At 58.4% G+C, this 18,294-nt stretch carries 20 protein-coding genes; 7 read left to right on the top strand and 13 right to left on the bottom strand.

Features of this window, described 5'->3' with window-relative positions; translation table 11 throughout:
• Positions 1-648: an RluA family pseudouridine synthase gene (locus tag AC2FJF_RS17985; RefSeq protein ID WP_496726593.1), complete on the bottom strand. Its 648-nt coding sequence runs from the start codon at positions 646-648 to the stop codon at positions 1-3.
• Between the two features lie 97 nt (positions 649-745).
• On the opposite strand from AC2FJF_RS17985, the gene AC2FJF_RS17980 reads away from it, so the two are divergent.
• Together AC2FJF_RS17980 and AC2FJF_RS17975 are read left to right on the top strand one after the other, a co-directional pair.
• Positions 746-1,156: a nuclear transport factor 2 family protein gene (locus tag AC2FJF_RS17980; RefSeq protein WP_496726592.1), complete on the top strand. Its 411-nt coding sequence runs from the start codon at positions 746-748 to the stop codon at positions 1,154-1,156.
• Positions 1,157-1,158: 2 nt separating this feature from the next.
• Positions 1,159-1,881, top strand: coding sequence for an SGNH/GDSL hydrolase family protein (locus AC2FJF_RS17975; protein ID WP_496726591.1), 723 nt, complete (start codon positions 1,159-1,161; stop codon positions 1,879-1,881).
• Here AC2FJF_RS17975 and rarD read toward each other — a convergent pair.
• From rarD to AC2FJF_RS17925, 10 genes are all read right to left on the bottom strand, one after another.
• On the bottom strand, positions 1,860-2,765 hold the full coding sequence (gene rarD, locus AC2FJF_RS17970; protein ID WP_108861142.1) for an EamA family transporter RarD: 906 nt from the start codon (positions 2,763-2,765) through the stop codon (positions 1,860-1,862). The genes AC2FJF_RS17975 and rarD overlap by 22 nt on opposite strands.
• Before the next feature lie 145 nt (positions 2,766-2,910).
• On the bottom strand, positions 2,911-5,364 hold the full coding sequence (locus tag AC2FJF_RS17965) for a GcvT family protein (protein WP_496726590.1): 2,454 nt from the start codon (positions 5,362-5,364) through the stop codon (positions 2,911-2,913).
• Between the two features lie 89 nt (positions 5,365-5,453).
• On the bottom strand, positions 5,454-6,428 hold the full coding sequence (locus tag AC2FJF_RS17960; protein WP_496726589.1) for a GlxA family transcriptional regulator: 975 nt from the start codon (positions 6,426-6,428) through the stop codon (positions 5,454-5,456).
• A gap of 10 nt (positions 6,429-6,438) precedes the next feature.
• A complete protein-coding gene (locus AC2FJF_RS17955; protein ID WP_496726588.1) occupies positions 6,439-7,332 on the bottom strand; it encodes a homocysteine S-methyltransferase family protein in 894 nt (297 codons plus the stop codon).
• A gap of 12 nt (positions 7,333-7,344) precedes the next feature.
• The gene (locus AC2FJF_RS17950) at positions 7,345-8,397 is read right to left on the bottom strand and encodes an alcohol dehydrogenase family protein (protein ID WP_496726587.1); all 1,053 of its coding nucleotides are present in this window, start codon (positions 8,395-8,397) and stop codon (positions 7,345-7,347) included.
• A gap of 2 nt (positions 8,398-8,399) precedes the next feature.
• The gene (locus AC2FJF_RS17945; protein ID WP_058279770.1) at positions 8,400-8,876 is read right to left on the bottom strand and encodes a cupin domain-containing protein; all 477 of its coding nucleotides are present in this window, start codon (positions 8,874-8,876) and stop codon (positions 8,400-8,402) included.
• 18 nt (positions 8,877-8,894) lie between these two features.
• The gene (locus AC2FJF_RS17940; protein ID WP_496726586.1) at positions 8,895-11,345 is read right to left on the bottom strand and encodes a GcvT family protein; all 2,451 of its coding nucleotides are present in this window, start codon (positions 11,343-11,345) and stop codon (positions 8,895-8,897) included.
• Positions 11,346-11,360: 15 nt separating this feature from the next.
• Positions 11,361-11,741 carry a GFA family protein gene (locus AC2FJF_RS17935; protein WP_496726585.1) on the bottom strand — a complete coding sequence of 127 codons (381 nt, stop codon included), beginning with the start codon at positions 11,739-11,741 and terminating at the stop codon, positions 11,361-11,363.
• A gap of 4 nt (positions 11,742-11,745) precedes the next feature.
• Positions 11,746-12,369 (bottom strand): LysE family translocator, encoded by a 624-nt coding sequence (locus AC2FJF_RS17930; protein WP_496726584.1) that lies wholly within the window; start codon positions 12,367-12,369, stop codon positions 11,746-11,748.
• Positions 12,369-12,938 carry a helix-turn-helix domain-containing protein gene (locus tag AC2FJF_RS17925; protein ID WP_472724551.1) on the bottom strand — a complete coding sequence of 190 codons (570 nt, stop codon included), beginning with the start codon at positions 12,936-12,938 and terminating at the stop codon, positions 12,369-12,371. Before AC2FJF_RS17925 ends, AC2FJF_RS17930 begins: the two co-directional genes overlap by 1 nt.
• A 57-nt stretch (positions 12,939-12,995) precedes the next feature.
• Between AC2FJF_RS17925 and AC2FJF_RS17920 the strand changes: the two genes are divergently transcribed.
• Both AC2FJF_RS17920 and AC2FJF_RS17915 read left to right on the top strand, forming a co-directional pair.
• Positions 12,996-13,337 (top strand): DUF1294 domain-containing protein, encoded by a 342-nt coding sequence (locus AC2FJF_RS17920; RefSeq protein ID WP_496726583.1) that lies wholly within the window; start codon positions 12,996-12,998, stop codon positions 13,335-13,337.
• A 111-nt stretch (positions 13,338-13,448) separates the two neighbouring features.
• On the top strand, positions 13,449-13,838 hold the full coding sequence (locus AC2FJF_RS17915; protein ID WP_496726582.1) for an SHOCT domain-containing protein: 390 nt from the start codon (positions 13,449-13,451) through the stop codon (positions 13,836-13,838).
• 50 nt (positions 13,839-13,888) lie between these two features.
• Here the strand turns inward: AC2FJF_RS17915 and AC2FJF_RS17910 are convergent, their stop codons facing one another.
• Both AC2FJF_RS17910 and AC2FJF_RS17905 read right to left on the bottom strand, forming a co-directional pair.
• Positions 13,889-14,341, bottom strand: a complete 453-nt coding sequence (locus tag AC2FJF_RS17910; protein ID WP_496726581.1) for a GAF domain-containing protein — start codon at positions 14,339-14,341, stop codon at positions 13,889-13,891.
• Positions 14,342-14,394: 53 nt separating this feature from the next.
• On the bottom strand, positions 14,395-15,567 hold the full coding sequence (locus AC2FJF_RS17905; RefSeq protein ID WP_496726580.1) for a thiolase family protein: 1,173 nt from the start codon (positions 15,565-15,567) through the stop codon (positions 14,395-14,397).
• 102 nt (positions 15,568-15,669) lie between these two features.
• Here AC2FJF_RS17905 and AC2FJF_RS17900 point away from each other — a divergent pair, with 102 nt between their 5' ends.
• The 3 genes from AC2FJF_RS17900 (at position 15,670) to AC2FJF_RS17890 (ending at position 18,272) form a co-directional block, all read left to right on the top strand.
• On the top strand, positions 15,670-16,008 hold the full coding sequence (locus tag AC2FJF_RS17900) for an STAS domain-containing protein (RefSeq protein WP_496726579.1): 339 nt from the start codon (positions 15,670-15,672) through the stop codon (positions 16,006-16,008).
• A gap of 28 nt (positions 16,009-16,036) precedes the next feature.
• A complete protein-coding gene (locus AC2FJF_RS17895; RefSeq protein ID WP_496726578.1) occupies positions 16,037-16,498 on the top strand; it encodes an ATP-binding protein in 462 nt (153 codons plus the stop codon).
• Positions 16,499-16,694: 196 nt separating this feature from the next.
• Positions 16,695-18,272 carry a gamma-glutamyltransferase family protein gene (locus AC2FJF_RS17890; RefSeq protein ID WP_496726577.1) on the top strand — a complete coding sequence of 526 codons (1,578 nt, stop codon included), beginning with the start codon at positions 16,695-16,697 and terminating at the stop codon, positions 18,270-18,272.
• Positions 18,273-18,294: the final 22 nt, after the last annotated feature.

Raw genomic sequence — 18,294 nt, 5'->3', positions numbered from 1 at the left:
TCAGAAATCAGCCGGGGTGCGGAATTTCATCGAAACTCCGCCCTCGGGGCTTTTTAAGCGCAGTTCCTCAGAATGCAGCATCAGACGCGGGAAATCGCGCGCTTCTCCCTCGGCGTAGAACGGATCGCCCAGAATAGGGTGGCCCAGCGCCAGCATATGAACGCGCAGCTGATGCGACCTGCCCGTTTTTGGGAACAATCGGACGCGCGTTGTCTCACCTTCGAATTTCACGAACCGCCAGTCAGTGACGGCGGGTTTTCCAGTCTCATGACAGACCATCTGGCGCGGACGGTTGGGCCAATCCACAATCAACGGCAGATCGACGGTTCCGGACTTTTGCTCGATGCGCCCCCAAACACGCGCAACATAGGTCTTGCGGGTCTGGCGCTTTTCAAACTGCATACTCAGGTGTCGCTGTGCGTGCGGTGATTGGGCAAACACCATGACACCCGATGTATCCCGATCCAACCGATGCACCAGCAAAGCCTGTGGAAACGCCGCCTGCACGCGGGTCAACAGGCAATCGGCCAGATGCGCGCCACGCCCCGGCACGGACAACAGACCCGAGGGCTTGTTCACCACGATCAGCTGCGCATCCTCGTGCAGCACTTCCAACGGCGTATTCGGGGGATCATAGGTCTCGCTCATGCGCGCCTGCCTATCGCACGGCGTAGGTTCCCGCAACGTCGGCCTTGCCTGAACGGATCGGTTCAGCAACTCTCAGGCCCAAAGCAGAGGAGAGACCATGCACCCCACAATCGCGCGCATGCAAGACGTTGTCGCCAAGGGCGATGAAACCCTGATCCACGAATTGCTGGCCGAAGACGTCCGGTTTTCCCCGCCGACTTACTACAGCACCTGGACCGGACGCGAACCGGTGGCGGCTGTTCTGGGTCACGTGGGACAGGTGTTTTCCGACTTCCGCTATCGCCGGATTATGGGTGAAGGCAAAGATTGGGCGTTGGAATTTCAATGCAAGGTCGGGGATCTGGACGCGGTCGGCGTCGATCTGATCACGTTGAACGACGAGGGTTTGATCCAAAACTTCGAAGTAGTCATGCGCCCCTACAAAACCATTGGTGCCCTGCGCGAGGCGATGATGGCCCGGGTGATGACAGACGCCCGCTTCCTCGAATACAAAAACGCGCTTAGCTAACGATGACTGCCCCGATTGCCGCCGATCAGATATTGCGTGTCCCACTGTTGCCGGTTCTGGCAGCACAGGCGATTTCCGTGCGTCGTAACGCTCAGCTACTGCCCGAACCGTCCGGCCCGCGCAAAGGGCGCGAAGGGCGCGGCCCCCGGTTGCGGCTGCTCATCGCTGGTGACAGCTCGGCAGCGGGTGTGGGGGCTGGGCGACAGCAGCAGGCGCTGTCCGGATTTCTGGTGGCGAGGTTGGCCCGCCATTACAGCGTGGAGTGGCGACTGGAGGCGACAACGGGCCACACAACACAGGATACGCTGGAACGATTGAACCGCCTTGAAGGCAGCTATGACGCCGCCGTGACAGCCTTGGGTGTAAACGACGTCACGCGTGGAGTATCCCGGCAAAAGTTCACGGGTTTGCAGACCCAACTTCTGGATCATCTAACGAGCAAACTGGGTGTTCGCCGTGTCGTGGTTACCGCTGTGCCGCAGATGAACCGTTTTCCGGCCCTGCCCCAGCCGCTGGCTTGGGCGCTGGGGCGACAGGCGGCCCGGCTGGATCAAGGTTTGCAAAAGGCCGCTGCGACATTCCCGCAAGCCCGGCACCTGTCTTTGGAATTCCCGGAAGACCCGGCACTGGCTGCTCCGGACGGGTATCACCCAAGCCCCAAAGCCTATCGCTTGTGGGCGGAGGCCGCGGCCGACCTATTGCATCAGCGCTGGCCCCGCATCTGACGGATCATCGGGATCGTATAGACCACCAAAGCCGCCCAGATCAGTGGGAAGGCGATCATCCGGCCCCGATCGATCTGTTCCCCGAACACGGTAATCGCAGTGATAAAGATCATCGTCGGCGCGATGTACTGCAGGATTCCCATTGTGGACAACCGCACCAATTTGGCCCCGTTGGCATAGACCAGCAGCGGAACAGCGGTGACAATGCCGGCACAGGCCAGCAGCATGGTGTCCCCAGCGGCAGCGCCAAAGTGGCCGGTTCCTTTTGCCCCCAACCAGGTGATGTAGACCAAGGCTGGGATCAGCAGGATCAGAACCTCTAGCAGAAAGCCCTGATTGGGGCCGATGGGCAGCGAGCGTTTGAAGAAAGCATAAAACCCCCAACTGACCGTCAGGGCCAGCGCGGCCCACGGCAACCGACCCGCTTCGACGATCAATACCAACACACCCAAAGCAGCTAACCCCACTGCTGCCAATTGCGTACGATTCAAAGGCTCACGTAACAGGATTGCCCCTAGTGCAATGCTGAACAGCGGGTTGATGTAATAGCCCAACGCTGCGTCCAATGCGTTGCCGCTGGCAATCGCCCAGACGTAAATGGCCCAATTCACCGAGATCAAAGCCGCTGTCAGACAGGCCATGCCCAGCATTTTTGGGTTTTGTAAGGCAGCCTTCAAATCCCCGGTTCGCCCTAGCGCCACCAGCAACAGCCCGGCCACAGGCACCGACCATACAATCCGATGCGCCACGATCTCGACCGGCCCGATATGCGCCAGAGCTTTCATGTAAAGCGGCAGGAAACCCCATAGAACGTAGGCGGTCACCGCCAGAGCCAATCCTTTTGGCGTGTCCTCATTCTGGGGTGATGTTGCGACGTCCGCCATCATGGATCTCCGGGTGATACCGTTTGTCTATACGGCTGTTCCGGAGGGTTTGGAAACTGCGAAAACCGTGAACGGTCGCATCAAGAAAATTGATATGTACCAAGAAAACGGGGCGCTGCAGCGCCCCGTGTGTCGAACCTTGGCGCTAAACTTTAACGCGCTCGGATTTTGGATCGTACATCGGCTTGAGTGATGCTTCGGCTTTGACTTTGACGCCGCAAACATCGATCTCGTAGGTCGAGGCCAAAACGTCAGCGGCCTTTTCGCCTTCGCAGGGCACATAACCCAGACCGATCGCACCGCCCAGCGTGTGGCCATAGTTGCCTGAGGACAGATAGCCCACATACTCGCCGTCCCGGATGATCGGTTCGTTATGGAACAACAGCGGTTCCGGATCGGTCAGCTTGAACTGAACCAGGCGATTATGTGGTCCGCTTTCCTTGCGCGCGATCACCGCCTCACGCCCGATGAAATCGCTGCCCTTGTCGACCTTGACCGCAAAACCAAGACCGGCGTCGACCACATGGTCCTCACATGTGATGTCGTGGCCGAAGTGGCGGAAGCCTTTTTCTATCCGGGCGCTGTCCATCATATGCATGCCGCATAGTTTTAGCCCCATGTCCTGTCCGGCCTCGTGCAGGGTTTCGAACACATGTCCCGCCATGTCGGACGAGACATAGATTTCCCAACCAAGCTCACCGACATAGGTCACACGGTGGGCTCGAGCCAGACCCATGCCGATCTCGATATCCTGCGCGGTGCCAAACGGGTTGGTCGCGTTGGTGAAATCGTTGGGCGAGACCTTTTCAAGCAGCGTACGCGCATTTGGGCCCATGATGGCTAGAACGCCCTCGCCCGCCGTTACATCGGTGATGACGACGTTGAAGTTACCCGCATGGCGCTGCATCCAGGTCTGGTCCGCCAAACGGGTCGCGGCCGGTGTTACCACCAGAAAGGCAGTTTCGGTCAGGCGGGTGACGGTCACGTCCGCCTCAATCCCGCCTGTGCGGTTGAGGAACTGAGTATAGACGATCTTACCATTCGGAACCGAGTAGTCGCCGCCGCCGATATAGTTCATGAACTTCTCGGCATCGGGGCCATCAACGCGGAGTTTGCCGAACGACGACATGTCGTACATGCCGACATTCTCGCGCACCGCACGGTGTTCAGCTGCCGAGTTCTCGAACCAGTTCTGGCGTTTCCAGCTGTACTGGTACTCGCGCTCCTGCCCCTCGTTCGCGAACCAGTTGGCACGTTCCCAACCCGCCAACTCGCCCATGACCGCGCCCTGTTCCAGCAGATGATGATGGAACGGCGTCCGACGTACGCCACGCGCGGTGGCCTTTTGGCGATAGGGGAAGTGGTCGGCGTAAAGCAGACCCAACGTCTCTTTCGAACGCTCAAACAAATACTGTTTATTGCCCTGGAACGGTTGCATCCGACCTATGTCAACGTCGCCCAGATCGAACGGTTTTTCACCGCTGTCCATCCATTCGGCCAGCGCCATACCAGCACCGCCAGCGGACTGGATGCCGATCGAGTTGAAGCCTGCCGCGACCCAGACATTGTCCATCTCAGGCGCAAGGCCCAGATGATAGGCGTCATCGGGAGTAAAAGACTCGGGCCCGTTAAAGAAGGTGTGGATGCCAGCCTCGGCCAACATAGGCATACGTTCGCACGCGGCTTCGAGGATTGGCTCGAAATGGTCGAAATCCTCGGGCAGTTGGTCGAACTCAAACGCGTCGGGGATGCCGTTCATCGCCCACGGCTTGGCATTCGGTTCAAATGCACCCAACAGAATTTTGCCTGCGTCCTCTTTGTAATACGCGCATTCATCGGGAACGCGCAGAACCGGCAACTGGGTCAAACCGTCGATATTTTCGGTAACGATGTAGAAGTGTTCGCAGGCGTGCAACGGCACGTTCACGCCAGCCATCTGGCCGACCTGATGCCCCCACATACCGGCGCAGTTCACCACCATGTCGCATTCGATATGACCCGAAGCGCTGCCGTCATCTGCGACCCAGTCAACGCCGGTTACCTTGCGGTCTTGTTTGACGATGTCGGTGACTTTCACACGTTCTTTGACGATACCGCCACGCTGACGGGCGCCCTTTGCCAGCGCTAAGGCAATGTTGGCCGGGTCACCCTGACCATCCAGCGGTAAGTAAACAGCACCCTTCACGCCTTCGAGGTTGATGTGGGGATACAGCTCCTGAACACGTTCATTCTCGATTTCTTCGACCTCGACGCCGAAAGCGCGCGCCATGGCCGCCTGACGGTAGATCTCTTCTTTGCGCTCTTCGGTTAGCGCAACAGTGATTGATCCACAGCGTTTAAAGCCTGTGGCCACACCGGTTTCTTCTTCGAGCGAGCCATAGAGTTCCTGGCTGTATTTCGCCAGCTTTGTCATGTTCGCCGTTGCGCGCAGCTGAGCGATCAGACCCGCCGCATGCCAGGTCGTGCCGCTGGTCAGCTGCTTACGCTCCAGCAGGACAACGTCTTTCCAGCCTTTCTTGGTCAGGTGATACGCCACCGAACATCCGATGACACCGCCACCGATAATGACAACACGGGCCTTGTTTGGAAGATCAGCCATTCTCATGATTCCGCTTTATGAGTTTCCACCCAAAATGACACGAAAGAGCGACACAGAATGCACGAAAAACGTCAGCCCATTTGCAAAAATCAACGTTGTTTGACTTGCCGTTTTTCACGTCGCAGCACAAAGGGTGTCACGCCGAAAAAGCTTTTGTAGACCGACGAGAAACCGTTGGGAAACCCGCAGGCTAGTCCGATTTCGCGCACGCTCATCGTTGTGTTCAGCAACAGGTTATTGGCCTTGGCCAGCCGCATTTCGCGGTAAAAGCCGTTTGGTGTGGTTCCGAAATAGTTCTTGAACTTCCGTTCCAGCGATCGGTTCGAAAGCTTTAGCGCTTCGACGATTTCGTTAATCGGCAGCGGGTCTTCGATATTGGCCTGCATCACCTTGATGCACTGGTCCAGCTTGGCGTCGCCGGTTGCCGTGGTTTTTGACCCGGAAAAGGGCTGAAGCGAGGAAAAGTCCCGGATATTTTCGTGCAGCATAATATCGGCCACGGTCATTCTGGTTGGCCCAGATATGTGGCGCCCGATCACGGCCAGCGCGACATCGGTTGTCGCCTCCATCCCGGCGCAGGTCACCACGGCGCCCTGTTCCGTTGCAATCGACAGTTTGGCCTCGAACTGGGCGCGACGCTCACGCAGGAAGGACGCGTTTTCCCAGTGGGTCGACATGTCCTCGGTCCCCTGCTCGTCGATATAGCGGCTTGCAGCTTCGGACAGCAAAAAGACCTGTGCACCGCGGAAAGTATAATCCGACACAACACGCCCCAGCGACAGATCAGGATGATCGGGGTCGGAATTTCCGATGACAAACAAATAGTCCGCGTTGGGCTGCGACGGAATGCGCTCGGTCTGGATCGTTGCCTCGCTGCTGCTAGCGACCGGGCCACCCCTCAGAGAGCGATAGGCGTAGGTGAATGGCGGGCTCGGGCAAACGCGGTTGGCCAGCCGCAGCACCTCAACCAATGACGCCAGTTCCAGCAGCACATAGCCCGGCGCGACAACGATGTCGAAATGTCGCTGCGCGTTAGAAGCCGGGATGTTCGACGGCGATGGCATCACGTTCCTCTCAGACAATCCGGTGTCCAGAGGACCGCAATCGATCGGCAAGGACCTCTATGTGATCCGGTCCGACTTCGCAGCATCCGCCAACAATCGTTGCCCCCTGCGCTACCCATTCCATGGCATGATCGGCGTAAGCCTCGGGCCCCAGATCGTGGCGTTGTTCCAAAGCGTCTACTGTTGGGGCGTCCTTCAGAAAATCCTGGGTAATTCCAGTAAACCCGTTGGCATAAGCCCCAAATGGCCGGCCCAGCGTGGCTATGACCTCAAGCGCAGCAGGAATGGCCTCGGGGCGCGAACAGTTGATCAGAACCGCGTCAGGGGAGAATTGCTCAACAAGGGGCGCAATATCTCCAAGCGGTTCTCCGGATCGCAGGCGCGATCCATCATCGTCCATGACCGACAGAGCCAGCCAGACCGGCTTACCCGCATCCTTTGTACCACGCAAAGCCCCTTCGGCCTCTTGCACCGAGGACACGGTTTCGATCAGGAAAAGATCAACGTGATCGGACATGAGGTTAACCAACTCGGCAAATTTTTTCGCAGCGTCTTCCACGTCGGGTTTCAGATCGGGACGATAAGACGCCAGCAAAGGGCCCAGCGCGCCAGCGATGCGACCGGAACTGTCCTTTCGCGCCCGGTTCGCCTGAGTAACCGCAGCATGGATCAGCTCGGGCAGTTGGCCTTCCATGCCCAGGCGCTCCAACCGAGAACGATGGACCGCGTAAGTATTGGTCGTGGCAACCGTTGCGCCACGGCGGAAGTATTCGGCGTGGACCTCTTGCACCAATTCGGGATGGTCGATCATTACGCGCGTCGACCACAGCGGGGTGGGTTTGTCCCCACTGCGTTTGACCAGTTCTTGCCCAATCGAGCCATCCAGAAGCGTAATTTCTGCCATTTGCCAACCTTCCTAAGGAATCAGAACGAGTTTTCCCGGCAGCGCCTTGGACTGGAAGTCCTCTTGCGCCTTGGCGATGTCTCTTAGTGGATAGGTCCTGGAAACCAAAGGCTTGATGCGGCCCGCATTCATCATCTCGACAAGGCGGCCAAAGACTTCAAATGCCTGATGTGTGCAGCCGTGAATCGTGATGTCGCGCAGGTAGATCTCACGCAGGTCGGCCGAAACGATTGGTCCTGCGATTGCCCCGGAAACGGCATAATGACCGCCGGGTTTCAGGGCCAGGATCAGGCCGGGCCAAGCCGGGCCTCCGACAACGTCGATCACGACGTCGAACATGTCCTTGGGCAGCGGCGCGTTGCGGTCAAAGGTGTCCACGGCCCCCTGCGCTTTGACCACCTCAGCCTTGGCTGAACTCGTAACGCCCCAAACCGTCGCCCCGCGAAGCGCCGCCAGTTGCACGGCGGCAAGGCCCACGCCACCCGAGGCACCGGTAATCAGCACCTTATGCCCAGCGGTCACGCCAGCACGGGTTAACAGGTTCTCAGCCGTGCCAAATGCACAGGGGATGGCGGCGATTTCGACATCTGACAGGTGTGAGGCCGTCACGTCATACAGGTCGTCGGCCTGAACCAGACAGTATTGCGCAAACGCTCCGTCGATTTCAGAGCCTAATGCGATAAAGCCTGTCGGATTGCCGGGACGTGGGCGTGGCAAGTTGATCGGGCAGGTCACCCGTTGCCCGGCTTGAAACCCAGTCTCTTGCCCTGACAATTCGACTATCCCACATAGATCGCCGCCCTGAATGCGCGGAAACGCCAACGCGCCTCCCCAGCCTCCGGCATCAACATCCTGATCAACGGCGTCCGTTGCCCCGGTCACGTCCGAGGAATACCAGCCGACCCGTGTATTGATGTCGGTGTTGTTTACCCCTGCGGCCGCGACCCGAACCAGAACCTGCCCCGGTCCGGGCGTTGGAACCGGAATATCCTCGCGCCATTCCAGCGCTTCGGGACCGCCATGGCGCGTCAGGTAAACCCCGGACATTTTCGTGGGCGTGGTCATCTTTAGACCCTGTCTTCCGGATGGGCTGGAACCGGCCCCATCGGCACAATGTCGTAACGCGCGTTCAGCTCGGCCATTTTCGCCTCATCTGCAAAGTCAGCCTCGGTCATTTTTGCCAGTTCAGCCAGAAACCCGTCGAACCCCGAGGGCTGAAAGATCATCAGCATTCTGGCGGGCGCGCCATCGGCGACACGACACGCATGGGGTACTCCGGGCGGGACATGCATGGTTGTGCCCGGAGTGCAGCGATGCCAGTCGCCATCAACGTAGAAATCCACCGCGCCTTCCAGAAAGTAGAAGGTCTCGGCGTGGGTATCATGGCGATGAAGGCCAAGCGCGAAGCTGGCCTTCAGATTATCTTCCATAAGCGTGTATGCGCCATCGGTGTCCTGACCAGACACTTTCACAAAGGTGTGGTCATTTTCCCAGTCATAGTTGGGACCCTCACCGGGTCCCAGTTTGGCGTATCGTTTGCTCATGGCGGTCTCCGTGAGAAGTTAAGCGCGCAACCGCTCGTTCTCGGGATCCCAAAGCGGCTGATCCTGCTCTACCACGGCGCGGCACTTTTGGCCGTAGATTTCGACTTCAAGCTCGGTGCCGGGGTTGGCAAGCTCGGCCTTGATCATGCCCAGCGCGATGGACTTGCCGACGCGGTAACCCCATGCGCCCGAAGTGGTCTCGCCCACGATCTCGCCGTTCTGCCAGATGCAGGACATGTAGGGCGCGTCGCAGTCTCCTGCATCCACTGTAATGGTGACAAAGGCCTTTTTCACGCCCTGTTGCTTTTCGTTCAGGATCGCGGCCTTGCCGGGGAAGTCCTGCGGCTTGTCGAGTTTGACGAACCGCTCCAGCCCGCCTTCCAGCAGAGAGTAGTCGGTCGACAGGTCGCCCTTCCATGCCCGATAGCCTTTTTCGATACGCAGTGAGTTCAGGGCATACATCCCGAACGGCTTGGCACCAGCGTCGACGATTGCGTCATAGATCGCAGGCATATGCTCGTTCAGGGCGTGCACTTCCCATCCCAGTTCACCGGCAAAGGAGACGCGAATCAGGTAGGCGGGCTGGCCTGCAACCGTGGCGGACTGGTGGGTCAGCCAACCAGTGGTCAGATCGGCATCTGTCAGGTTCGACAGGATCTCGCGCGATTTCGGGCCCGTGACGATCAGAGTGTCGCGTGTTGTGGTCACGTCCTCGATCGACACACTGGCAGGCATTGCGTTCATCAGGATGTCACGGTCATGCCATTGCGCAGTTGCGGCGGTGATCATAACGAATTCGTCCTCGCCCAGACGGATGCAGGACATCTCGGTCAGTATGCGGCCACGGTCGTCAGAGACATAGATGAGGTTCATCCGGCCGACCTTTGGCAGCCCTCCGGTTGCGAGACCGCGCAACGCCTCTGCGGCGCCCTCTCCCTTGACCATGAAGCGCGAGAAGCCTGGCAGATCTAGTACGCCACAATGGTCTCGCACGGCCTCGCATTCTTCTTGGATCCGCTGCTCCCACGGGCCGGACCGACCCCAAGTATGGGTTGCATCAAGCGACGTGTCATCGCCCGGCTTCGCGAACCAGTTGGCCCGCTCCCATCCGTTATAGGCACCCATCACGCCGCCCAGCGCTTTGACCTTGTCATGCACCGGCGACAGTTTCTTGTCGCGTGCGGCAGGCCATTCGTGATGGGGGAAGTGCATGGCGTATTCGTTGCCATAAACCTCCAGACCTTTCTGGTTGCAATAGTCCTGATCTGTGTAGTCGGTGTAGCGGCGCGGATCGACGGCCCACATGTCCCACTCGGTCGCGCCATCGACGATCCATTCGGCCAGCACCTTGCCTGCACCACCGCCCTGAGCGATGCCGAAGGTGAATGTATGTGCCTCGAACGCGTTTTTCACACCCGGCATCGGGCCGATCAGCGGCAGGCCATCCGGTGCATAGGGGATCGGGCCATTGATGACACGGCCAACGCCCGAGGTCGCCATCAGCGGAACCCGCTCCATCGCGTCGGTGACGATATCCTCGATGCGGTCCAGATCATCGTTCCACAGCTGGAACGAGAAATCCTCGGGCATAGCGTCGTCTTCGGTCATCCAGTGGCCCTTGCAGTTGGGCTCATACGGACCAAGGTTGAAGCCATTCTTTTCCTGCCGCAGGTAGTACGAGATATCCACGTCGCGCAGCAGTGGCAGTTTCTTACCACCGTTCGCTTTGGACCATTCTTCAATTTCTGGAACTTCGTCCGTCAGCAGGTACTGGTGGCTCATGACCATTGCGGGAACGGTACGACCGCCGAAGGGCTTGAACCACTCCCCCACGCGCTGTGCGTAGTAGCCGGCCGCGTTCACCACGTAGTCACAGTCGATGTCACCCTTGTCCGTGTGAACGGTCCAGGTTCCGTCGTCGTGCTGGGTGACGCCAGTTGCCGGGCAAAAGCGGATGATCTTCTGGCCCATATCACGGGCACCCTTGGCCAGTGCCTGTGTCAGCTGCGCCGGATCAATATCACCATCGGTGGGATCGTACAGAACGCCTTCAAGATCGTGCGTCTCTAGGAAAGGATAGCGCTCTTTCGCTTCTTCCGGGGTCCACATCTCCATCGGGATGCCTTGATAGCGTCCCATCGCCATGGCGTGTTCGAACTCTTGCATCCGCTCCTTGCTGTGCGCCAGACGGATCGAGCCTGAAACGTGGTAGTTCATCGGATAGTCGACCTCTTCGCCCAGACGCGAATACAGCTCGGTCGAGTACCGCTGCATGTTCATGATCGCCCATGAATTCGAGAACGTCGGAACGTTACCCGCCGCGTGCCAAGTCGAGCCAGCGGTCAATTCGTTCTTTTCCAGCAGGACACAGTCGGTCCAGCCCTTCTTGGCCAGATGATACAGCGAGGAGGCCCCCACCACACCGCCACCGATAACAACCACGCGGGCTTTTGTCGGAAAATCGCTCATTGGTCTTGATCCTTGTTACTGTGCCCGTTGGGGCAGATCGTCTGTGATGTCGTAATAATCGCCCTTGTCGGCCACAAAGATGTGCTGGGCGAGCTGTAATCCGGTGGGCGTATCGAAAGCCCCCATGGAAATCGAAATCGTGTCCTCGTCATTGTGCTGCCAGAAGAGGAACGAGCCGCAGGAACAGCAGAAACCGCGGCGGGCGGTGTCCGAAGCGCGGAACCACGTAAGCGTATCGCTGGCGGTGAAGCTCAAGTTATCCTGATGTGTCCAGGTCGAAGACCAAACATGGCCGGACTGTTTTCGGCACTGGCCACAGTGGCAGGCCGAAGGCGGAGACAACTCTCCGTCAATCGTGAATGCGACAGCGCCGCAGAGGCAAGAACCGGTTCGCATGTGACTACCCCTTTGCTGTGGGCGTGGAGCTGGCCCCCAGCAACACGCCATAGATGATGAAACAGGCGGCCATGACACGACGCACCCAAGTGTTGAAAACCGCTCCCAGCGCAGCCTTGCCCATCAGCGCGCCCAACACGGTGAACCCGGTGTAGCTGAGCGTGGTGATGATCAGCGCCGTAGGCATGATGACGACCATCTGCTGCCAGATCGGAACATCAGGCTGCACAAACTGGGAAAAGGCAGCGAGGTACCCTGCCACGCTTTTAGGATTGATCGTAGCGACCGCCAGTGCGTGCAGATACACATGGCGCGCGGGTCGTTCACTTGCCGGGGCCGGGCGCGTGGCATTCATCCAGCCGCGAACCCCAACCCAGATCAGGAACCCTGCCCCTACCAGTTTGGCGATAAAAAACCCGGTTGGAGATGCTGCGATCAACGCGGTCACACCCAGCGCTGACAGGACAAGAAACGTGCTGGCCTGCGTTAGAATCGCCAGCACGCCCAGCATCGCTTTGGGAAACGGCAGGCTCATCCCGTTTGAAATGCAATTGACCGCGTTCGGCCCCGGCGTGGTGACGAACACCACCCAAAACAGCGCGAATATGGTCCAGGCTTCAAAGCTCATCAGTACACCGGCGGAGCGATAACCCAGATGGCCACTGCGGGCTCATCATAGGGGTTCGACCATTGATAGGGTTCATGTTTGATCCGAAAGCTGTCGCCGGGGCCGACCGAAAACTGGCGCCCACTGATCGTCAGTTCCAACCGCCCTGACACCATGTACCCAACCTCCTGCGTTGGTCGGTTGGCCGGGGTTTGCATTTTCGATCGGGGCTTGAATGTGGAATGCACCATTTCGAAATCATCGGTCAGATCGGGCGACAGCAGTTCTTCGATCAACCCTTCCTCACCGGACCCCATCGGGCGGCGCGTTCCGGCGCGCACCACATACCCCTGCTCATCTGCCGGAGCGGAGGAATGCGCGAACAGCATCGACATCGGCACGCCCAGACATTCGGCAATCTGGCGCAGGTCGGAAATTGAGGGGTCGGACTTGTCGCGCTCGACTTGGCTAAGCCAACCAACAGAACGACCCAGACGTGCAGCGATCTCGGTCAGCGTCAACCCACGCGCCTTACGCAAAGCCCGAAGATCGGCTCCGAGTGTGGCGCTGTGCGGGGCTTGGCTGTTCACTGAACGCTCCGAAGTTTGGTGAAATTTTCTCCTCGTTTTTCACGATGCGCTGATTCCGTGAAAAAACCAAGATATTTTTCACTTGGACGCACAACATTGTTTGGGTATCCGTCCACCATGTGGATTGCGGTGATTTATCTGTGGGTCGTCAACACCCTGACTTTGCTTGCCTTTGGCTGGGATAAGCTGCGGGCAAGACGGCGGAAAAGGCGTATCCCGGAACGAAACCTATTGTGGTTAGCGGCGCTGGGCGGCAGTCCAGGCGCATTGCTGGGGCGGTGGATTTTCAGACACAAAACCCGCAAGCGGCTGTTTTCATACTACATCTTTGGGATATTCGGCATTCAAGCTGTGCTGGCCTATCTTCTAACGGTCATTGAATTACCCAGCTTGGCGTAGCGTAGTAAAACCATCAGAGAATTGACACTAACCAACCGGCAAACTGTCTGCTACAGTCCATGTTATCTGAATATGAATATTCTTAGGCATTCGCAAAGGGTTGGATGACAAATGGACAACGGCATCGGTTTCTTCGACATAGTCTGGTCAATCTTCTGGCTGTTCCTGATGGTGGCCTGGTTCTGGGTGATGATTTCGGTTGTGGCCGATGTCTTCCGATCCAAGGACCTAAGTGGCGGTGGAAAGGCAGTCTGGATCGCCTTTGTCATCCTGATTCCATGGATGGGCGTTCTGGCTTACTTGATCATCCGCGGCGACAAGATGCACCAGCACAATGCCGAGGCCATGAGCCAGATCGAACAGGCGCAAAAGGACTATATCCGCTCGGTAGCCACAGTATCTGCTGCGGATGAGCTGGAACGGCTTGCCGCGCTCAAGGAAAAAGGCGTTCTGACGGATGAGGAGTTTGCGGCGCAGAAAGCCAAGCTTCTGGGCACCTGATGGGAAGCACACTCTAATCAAAATGGCCGGGGGCACGCCCTCGGCCATTGTTATTTGGCGAATACGCTGGACAGAATTCCGCTCAGTTGCCTTGCGTCTTGTTCATTGAACGCGTTGGGTTGATCGCTGTCGATATCGAAAACCGCAATGACGTCACCGGCGGCGTTGTGCACAGGCAGCACCACCTCGGATCTGGTCGAAGATGCGCAGGCGATATGGCCCGGAAACGCATCCACATCCGGCACCAACTGTACCTCACCCGTGCGGGCGGCGGCGCCACAGACACCGCGGTCGAACGGGATAACCAGACAACCGTGCCCACCCTGATAAGGTCCGATCTTCAAAAGCCCCGGCTCGGTGACACGATAAAACCCTGTCCAGTCAAAACGATCATCGGAATGATGCACCTCGCACGCGATGGTGGCCATCAGGGCCACGTCGTCGGTTTCACCCTCGGTCAGTGCGGCGATGGTCTTGGCAAGTGTATCGTAATCAGCTGTCATGTCGGAACTCGTGGCAGGGCTTTGCTCCGGAGTATTTGGAAAAAGGTGAAGCGTCAAACGCGTTCGATGGCTATCGCCGTGCCTTCGCCGCCGCCGATGCAGATGGCCGCCACCCCGCGTTTCAGGTTTCGCTTTTCCAACGCGTTCAGCAGGGTGACCATGATCCGTGCACCCGACGCACCAATCGGATGCCCAAGTGCGCAAGCCCCGCCGTTCACGTTGACGATGTCGCGGGACAGACCCATCTCGTGCATGAACGCCATCGGGACGACGGCAAAGGCTTCGTTGACCTCCCACAGGTCAACATCTTCTTTCGACCAACCGATATTGGTCAGCAATTTTTGCGCGGCTGGAACTGGTGCGGTCGTAAACAGCGCTGGAGCCTGCGCGTGGCTGGCGTGGCCGACAATACGGGCGCGGACGCTCAGGCCCTGCGCCTGTGCCGCGTCCTCCGATGCCAGTACCAACGCGGCAGCACCATCTGAAATCGAAGAAGAATTTGCAGCCGTGACGGTGCCATCCTTTCGAAAGGCCGGCTTGAGCGTTGGGATTTTCTCGGGCCGCGCAGAAAGCGGTTGCTCGTCCGCGGACTGGGTGACTTCGCCCTTGCGAGTGCGGACCGAGACGTGCGTGATTTCATCCGCAAATGCACCATTTTCCTGTGCGGCCAGCGCATTCGACAAAGAACGCAGCGCGTATTCATCCTGCGCCTCGCGCGTGAACTGATAGGCCTCGGCGCAGTCTTCAGCGAATGTACCCATCAGGCGACCTTTGTCATAGGCGTCCTCGAGCCCGTCCAGAAACATATGATCCATTGCCTGCGCATGACCCAACCGCGCGCCCTCGCGCATTTTGGGCAGAAGGTATGGCGCGTTCGTCATGCTCTCCATCCCGCCTGCGATCATTGTGTCCGCGTGCCCCAATGCAATCTGATCGTAAGCCATCATGGCTGCTTTCATACCCGAGCCGCACATTTTGTTGAGCGTCGTGGCCGGAACGTCGTCGCCCAGCCCAGCTGCGAAACCGGCCTGACGGGCCGGTGCCTGGCCCTGCCCGGCAGGCAGGACGCACCCCATCAGAACTTCGTCGACGGTCTCTGTCCCTGCACCCTGCAGCGCGGCCTTGATCGCAACGCCGCCTAGATCGGCTGCTGTCACTGTATCGAACATCCCCTGAAACCCACCCATCGGGGTACGTGCTGCGCCAGCGATAACGACTTGTTTCATTTGGATGCTCCTCCGCTTTTCTACTGAGATGGATACCGAATGGTAAGAATTGCCGTCTAGCGTATTTCTACGAGCGATTTTTAGTTTAGAGAGCCCGCGCGCATGGCCCTGACCAGTAAAACAACAGAAACAACGCAGATCATAACGGTGCATTCTGACCGTATCGATGCCGCAATGGCAATTCAGTTCAAGGAAGACATGCGCAATGAGGCCGACGGTGGCGCGCCGCGCGTCGTCCTGGACCTGACGGGGGTCGAATTCATCGATTCAAGCGGCCTGGGGGCCATCGTCGCGTCGATGAAGCAACTGGGCAGCGACCGCAGGTTGGATTTGGCAGGACTACACCCTTTTGTCGAAAAGGTGTTTCGGCTGACCCGTATGGATACGGTTTTCAATCTTTACCAGACCCTGGACGACGCCCTTGCACGGTCGGCGGAATGAATACACGGATTGAATAGGCGCGATGTCCATGGGGAATGGGAACTGCTTGGATCTGAGCTTTGCTGCCACGGAAACCGAAGCCAGCGCTGGCATCGCCCAGCTTAGCAAAGGGCTTGAGGTGCAGGGCCTGCCGTCACACAAGGCGAGCGATGTTAAAATCGCGCTGGCCGAGGCGATCAACAATGTGGTCGAGCATGCCTATGCGGGCGTCACTCCGGCCAAGGTCAGGGTGCATTGTCGGCTGCATCAAAGCTGGCTGGATATTCTGATCTCTGACACTGGGAATCCTCTGCCCGGATTTCGCGTGCCGGATGGTGTGCCTGCGCCCTTGGGATCGACGCTCGATGAGTTACCCGAAGGCGGGTTTGGCTGGTTCCTGATCCATGAACTGACCAGCGACATTCGCTATGAGCATCGCAATGGCTGCAACCGGTTGTCACTGCGGTTTGACTTCCCAAACCCCTCCGCCGGACCCAAAAAGGCCACATAAAGGCCCCGATCGCACCATTGGCGCGCCGCAAACAAAGGGCAAAAAGATATCTGTAGCTCAGATAGCTTCCCTCGGCGCCTAGTGTCACAGCCCCCACCCAGTGAACGGCGCCGAGGATCTCCCTTCCCGCTGATGTGACTAGACAATCCCTGACCGCGCTTTACGTTCGGCGTTTTCAAAAGGGGAAGGCAAAGCTATGCGGGATTTTCACACTCCAGGTCGGTCCGAAGTTCTGGCAACCGAGGGAATGTGCGCCACATCGCATCCTCTGGCCGCGCAAGTTGCCGTAAACATCCTGCAGCAAGGCGGCAATGCCATGGACGCTGCCATCGCAGGCGCTGTGCTGCTGGGCATTTGCGAGCCACAGATGACGGGCATCGGCGGCGATTGCTTTGTCCTGTTCAACCGCGCAGGCGAAGATCAGATACGCGCCCTGAACGGATCCGGGCGCGCGCCGGCGGCTGCCAATGCGGACAAGTTGCGGGCCGAGGGGCTGGATACAGTGCCGTTGAACACACCCGATGCGGTGACCATTCCCGGTGCGATTGATGCCTTTTGCCATCTGGCAGAAACCGAGGGCAGGCTTGGGCTGGATGAGATACTGGCACCTGCCATTCACTATGCCGAGGCCGGTGTCCCGGTCGCACCCCGGGTCGCCTATGATTGGAAAACGGGGGCTGACACGCTGCAGGGGGCAGCGCGCAGGCACTACCTGGCTGACGGCGAAGCGCCGAAAACAGGTCAGGTCTTTCGCGTGCCAGGGCAAGCCGAGGTTCTGCGCCAGATTGCACGCAATGGTCGTGACGCCTTTTATTCCGGTGAAATTGCACAGGATATGATTGACGCCCTAACAGCATTGGGTGGTGTTCACACGGCCGAGGATTTTCTGGCCACGCAATGCACAAAATCCCAGCCTGTCACCGGAAACTACAACGGCATCGATCTTGTCGAACACCCGCCAAACGGACAGGGTGCGACTGCAATCCTGCTTTTGAACATCCTAAAGAACTTCGATTTGGCCGGTCTTGACCCATTTGGCCCAGAGCTCATCCATTTTGAGGCCGAGGCCTCGAAACTCGCCTATGACGCGCGCAATCGGTTCATTGCGGACCCCGATCACACAACCCACGCTGAACGATTCCTCGACCAGAGCGTGGCGGATAAGCTGGCCGCGTTGATTGACCCCAAGCGCGCCATGCCAGCGGCGGCCCCACTAACCGAATCCATTCATAAGGACACGGTCTATATCACGGTTGTTGACCGGGATCGGATGGCCGTTTCGCTGATCTATTCCATATTTCACAGCTTCGGGTCTGGCATCGCATCGGAAAAATACGGGATTTTGCTGCAAAACCGGGGCTCAGGCTTCAACCTGAGCGCCGGTCGCCCAAACGAGCTTGGCCCGGGCAAACGCCCGATGCACACTATCATTCCCGGTATGCTCAAACAGGATGGCCGTGTGCTCATGCCATTTGGCGTGATGGGCGGAGCTTTTCAACCAACAGGCCATGCACGCCTATTGTCCAACCTCACTGATCATGGGTTGGGTTTGCAGGCCTCTGTGGACGCCCCGCGCGCCTTTGCAGACGGCGGCGTTCTGAAACTTGAACGCGGAATTCCGCCCAGCACATCTCAACAATTGAGCGATTTTGGGCACAACGTTCAGGTTCCAGAAACGCCCCTTGGCGGAGCGCAAGCAATCCGAATCCGCACAGATGGTGTTCTGGAAGGCGCAAGTGACCCCAGAAAAGACGGTTGTGCATTAGGTTACTGACCACCAGGGCGCGCAATCTGGC

The organism is Ruegeria sp. CDSB013 (assembly GCF_059611165.1).
The sequence above is the reverse complement of the archived record's forward strand: the minus strand, read 5'-3'. Positions and strand labels throughout refer to the sequence as shown.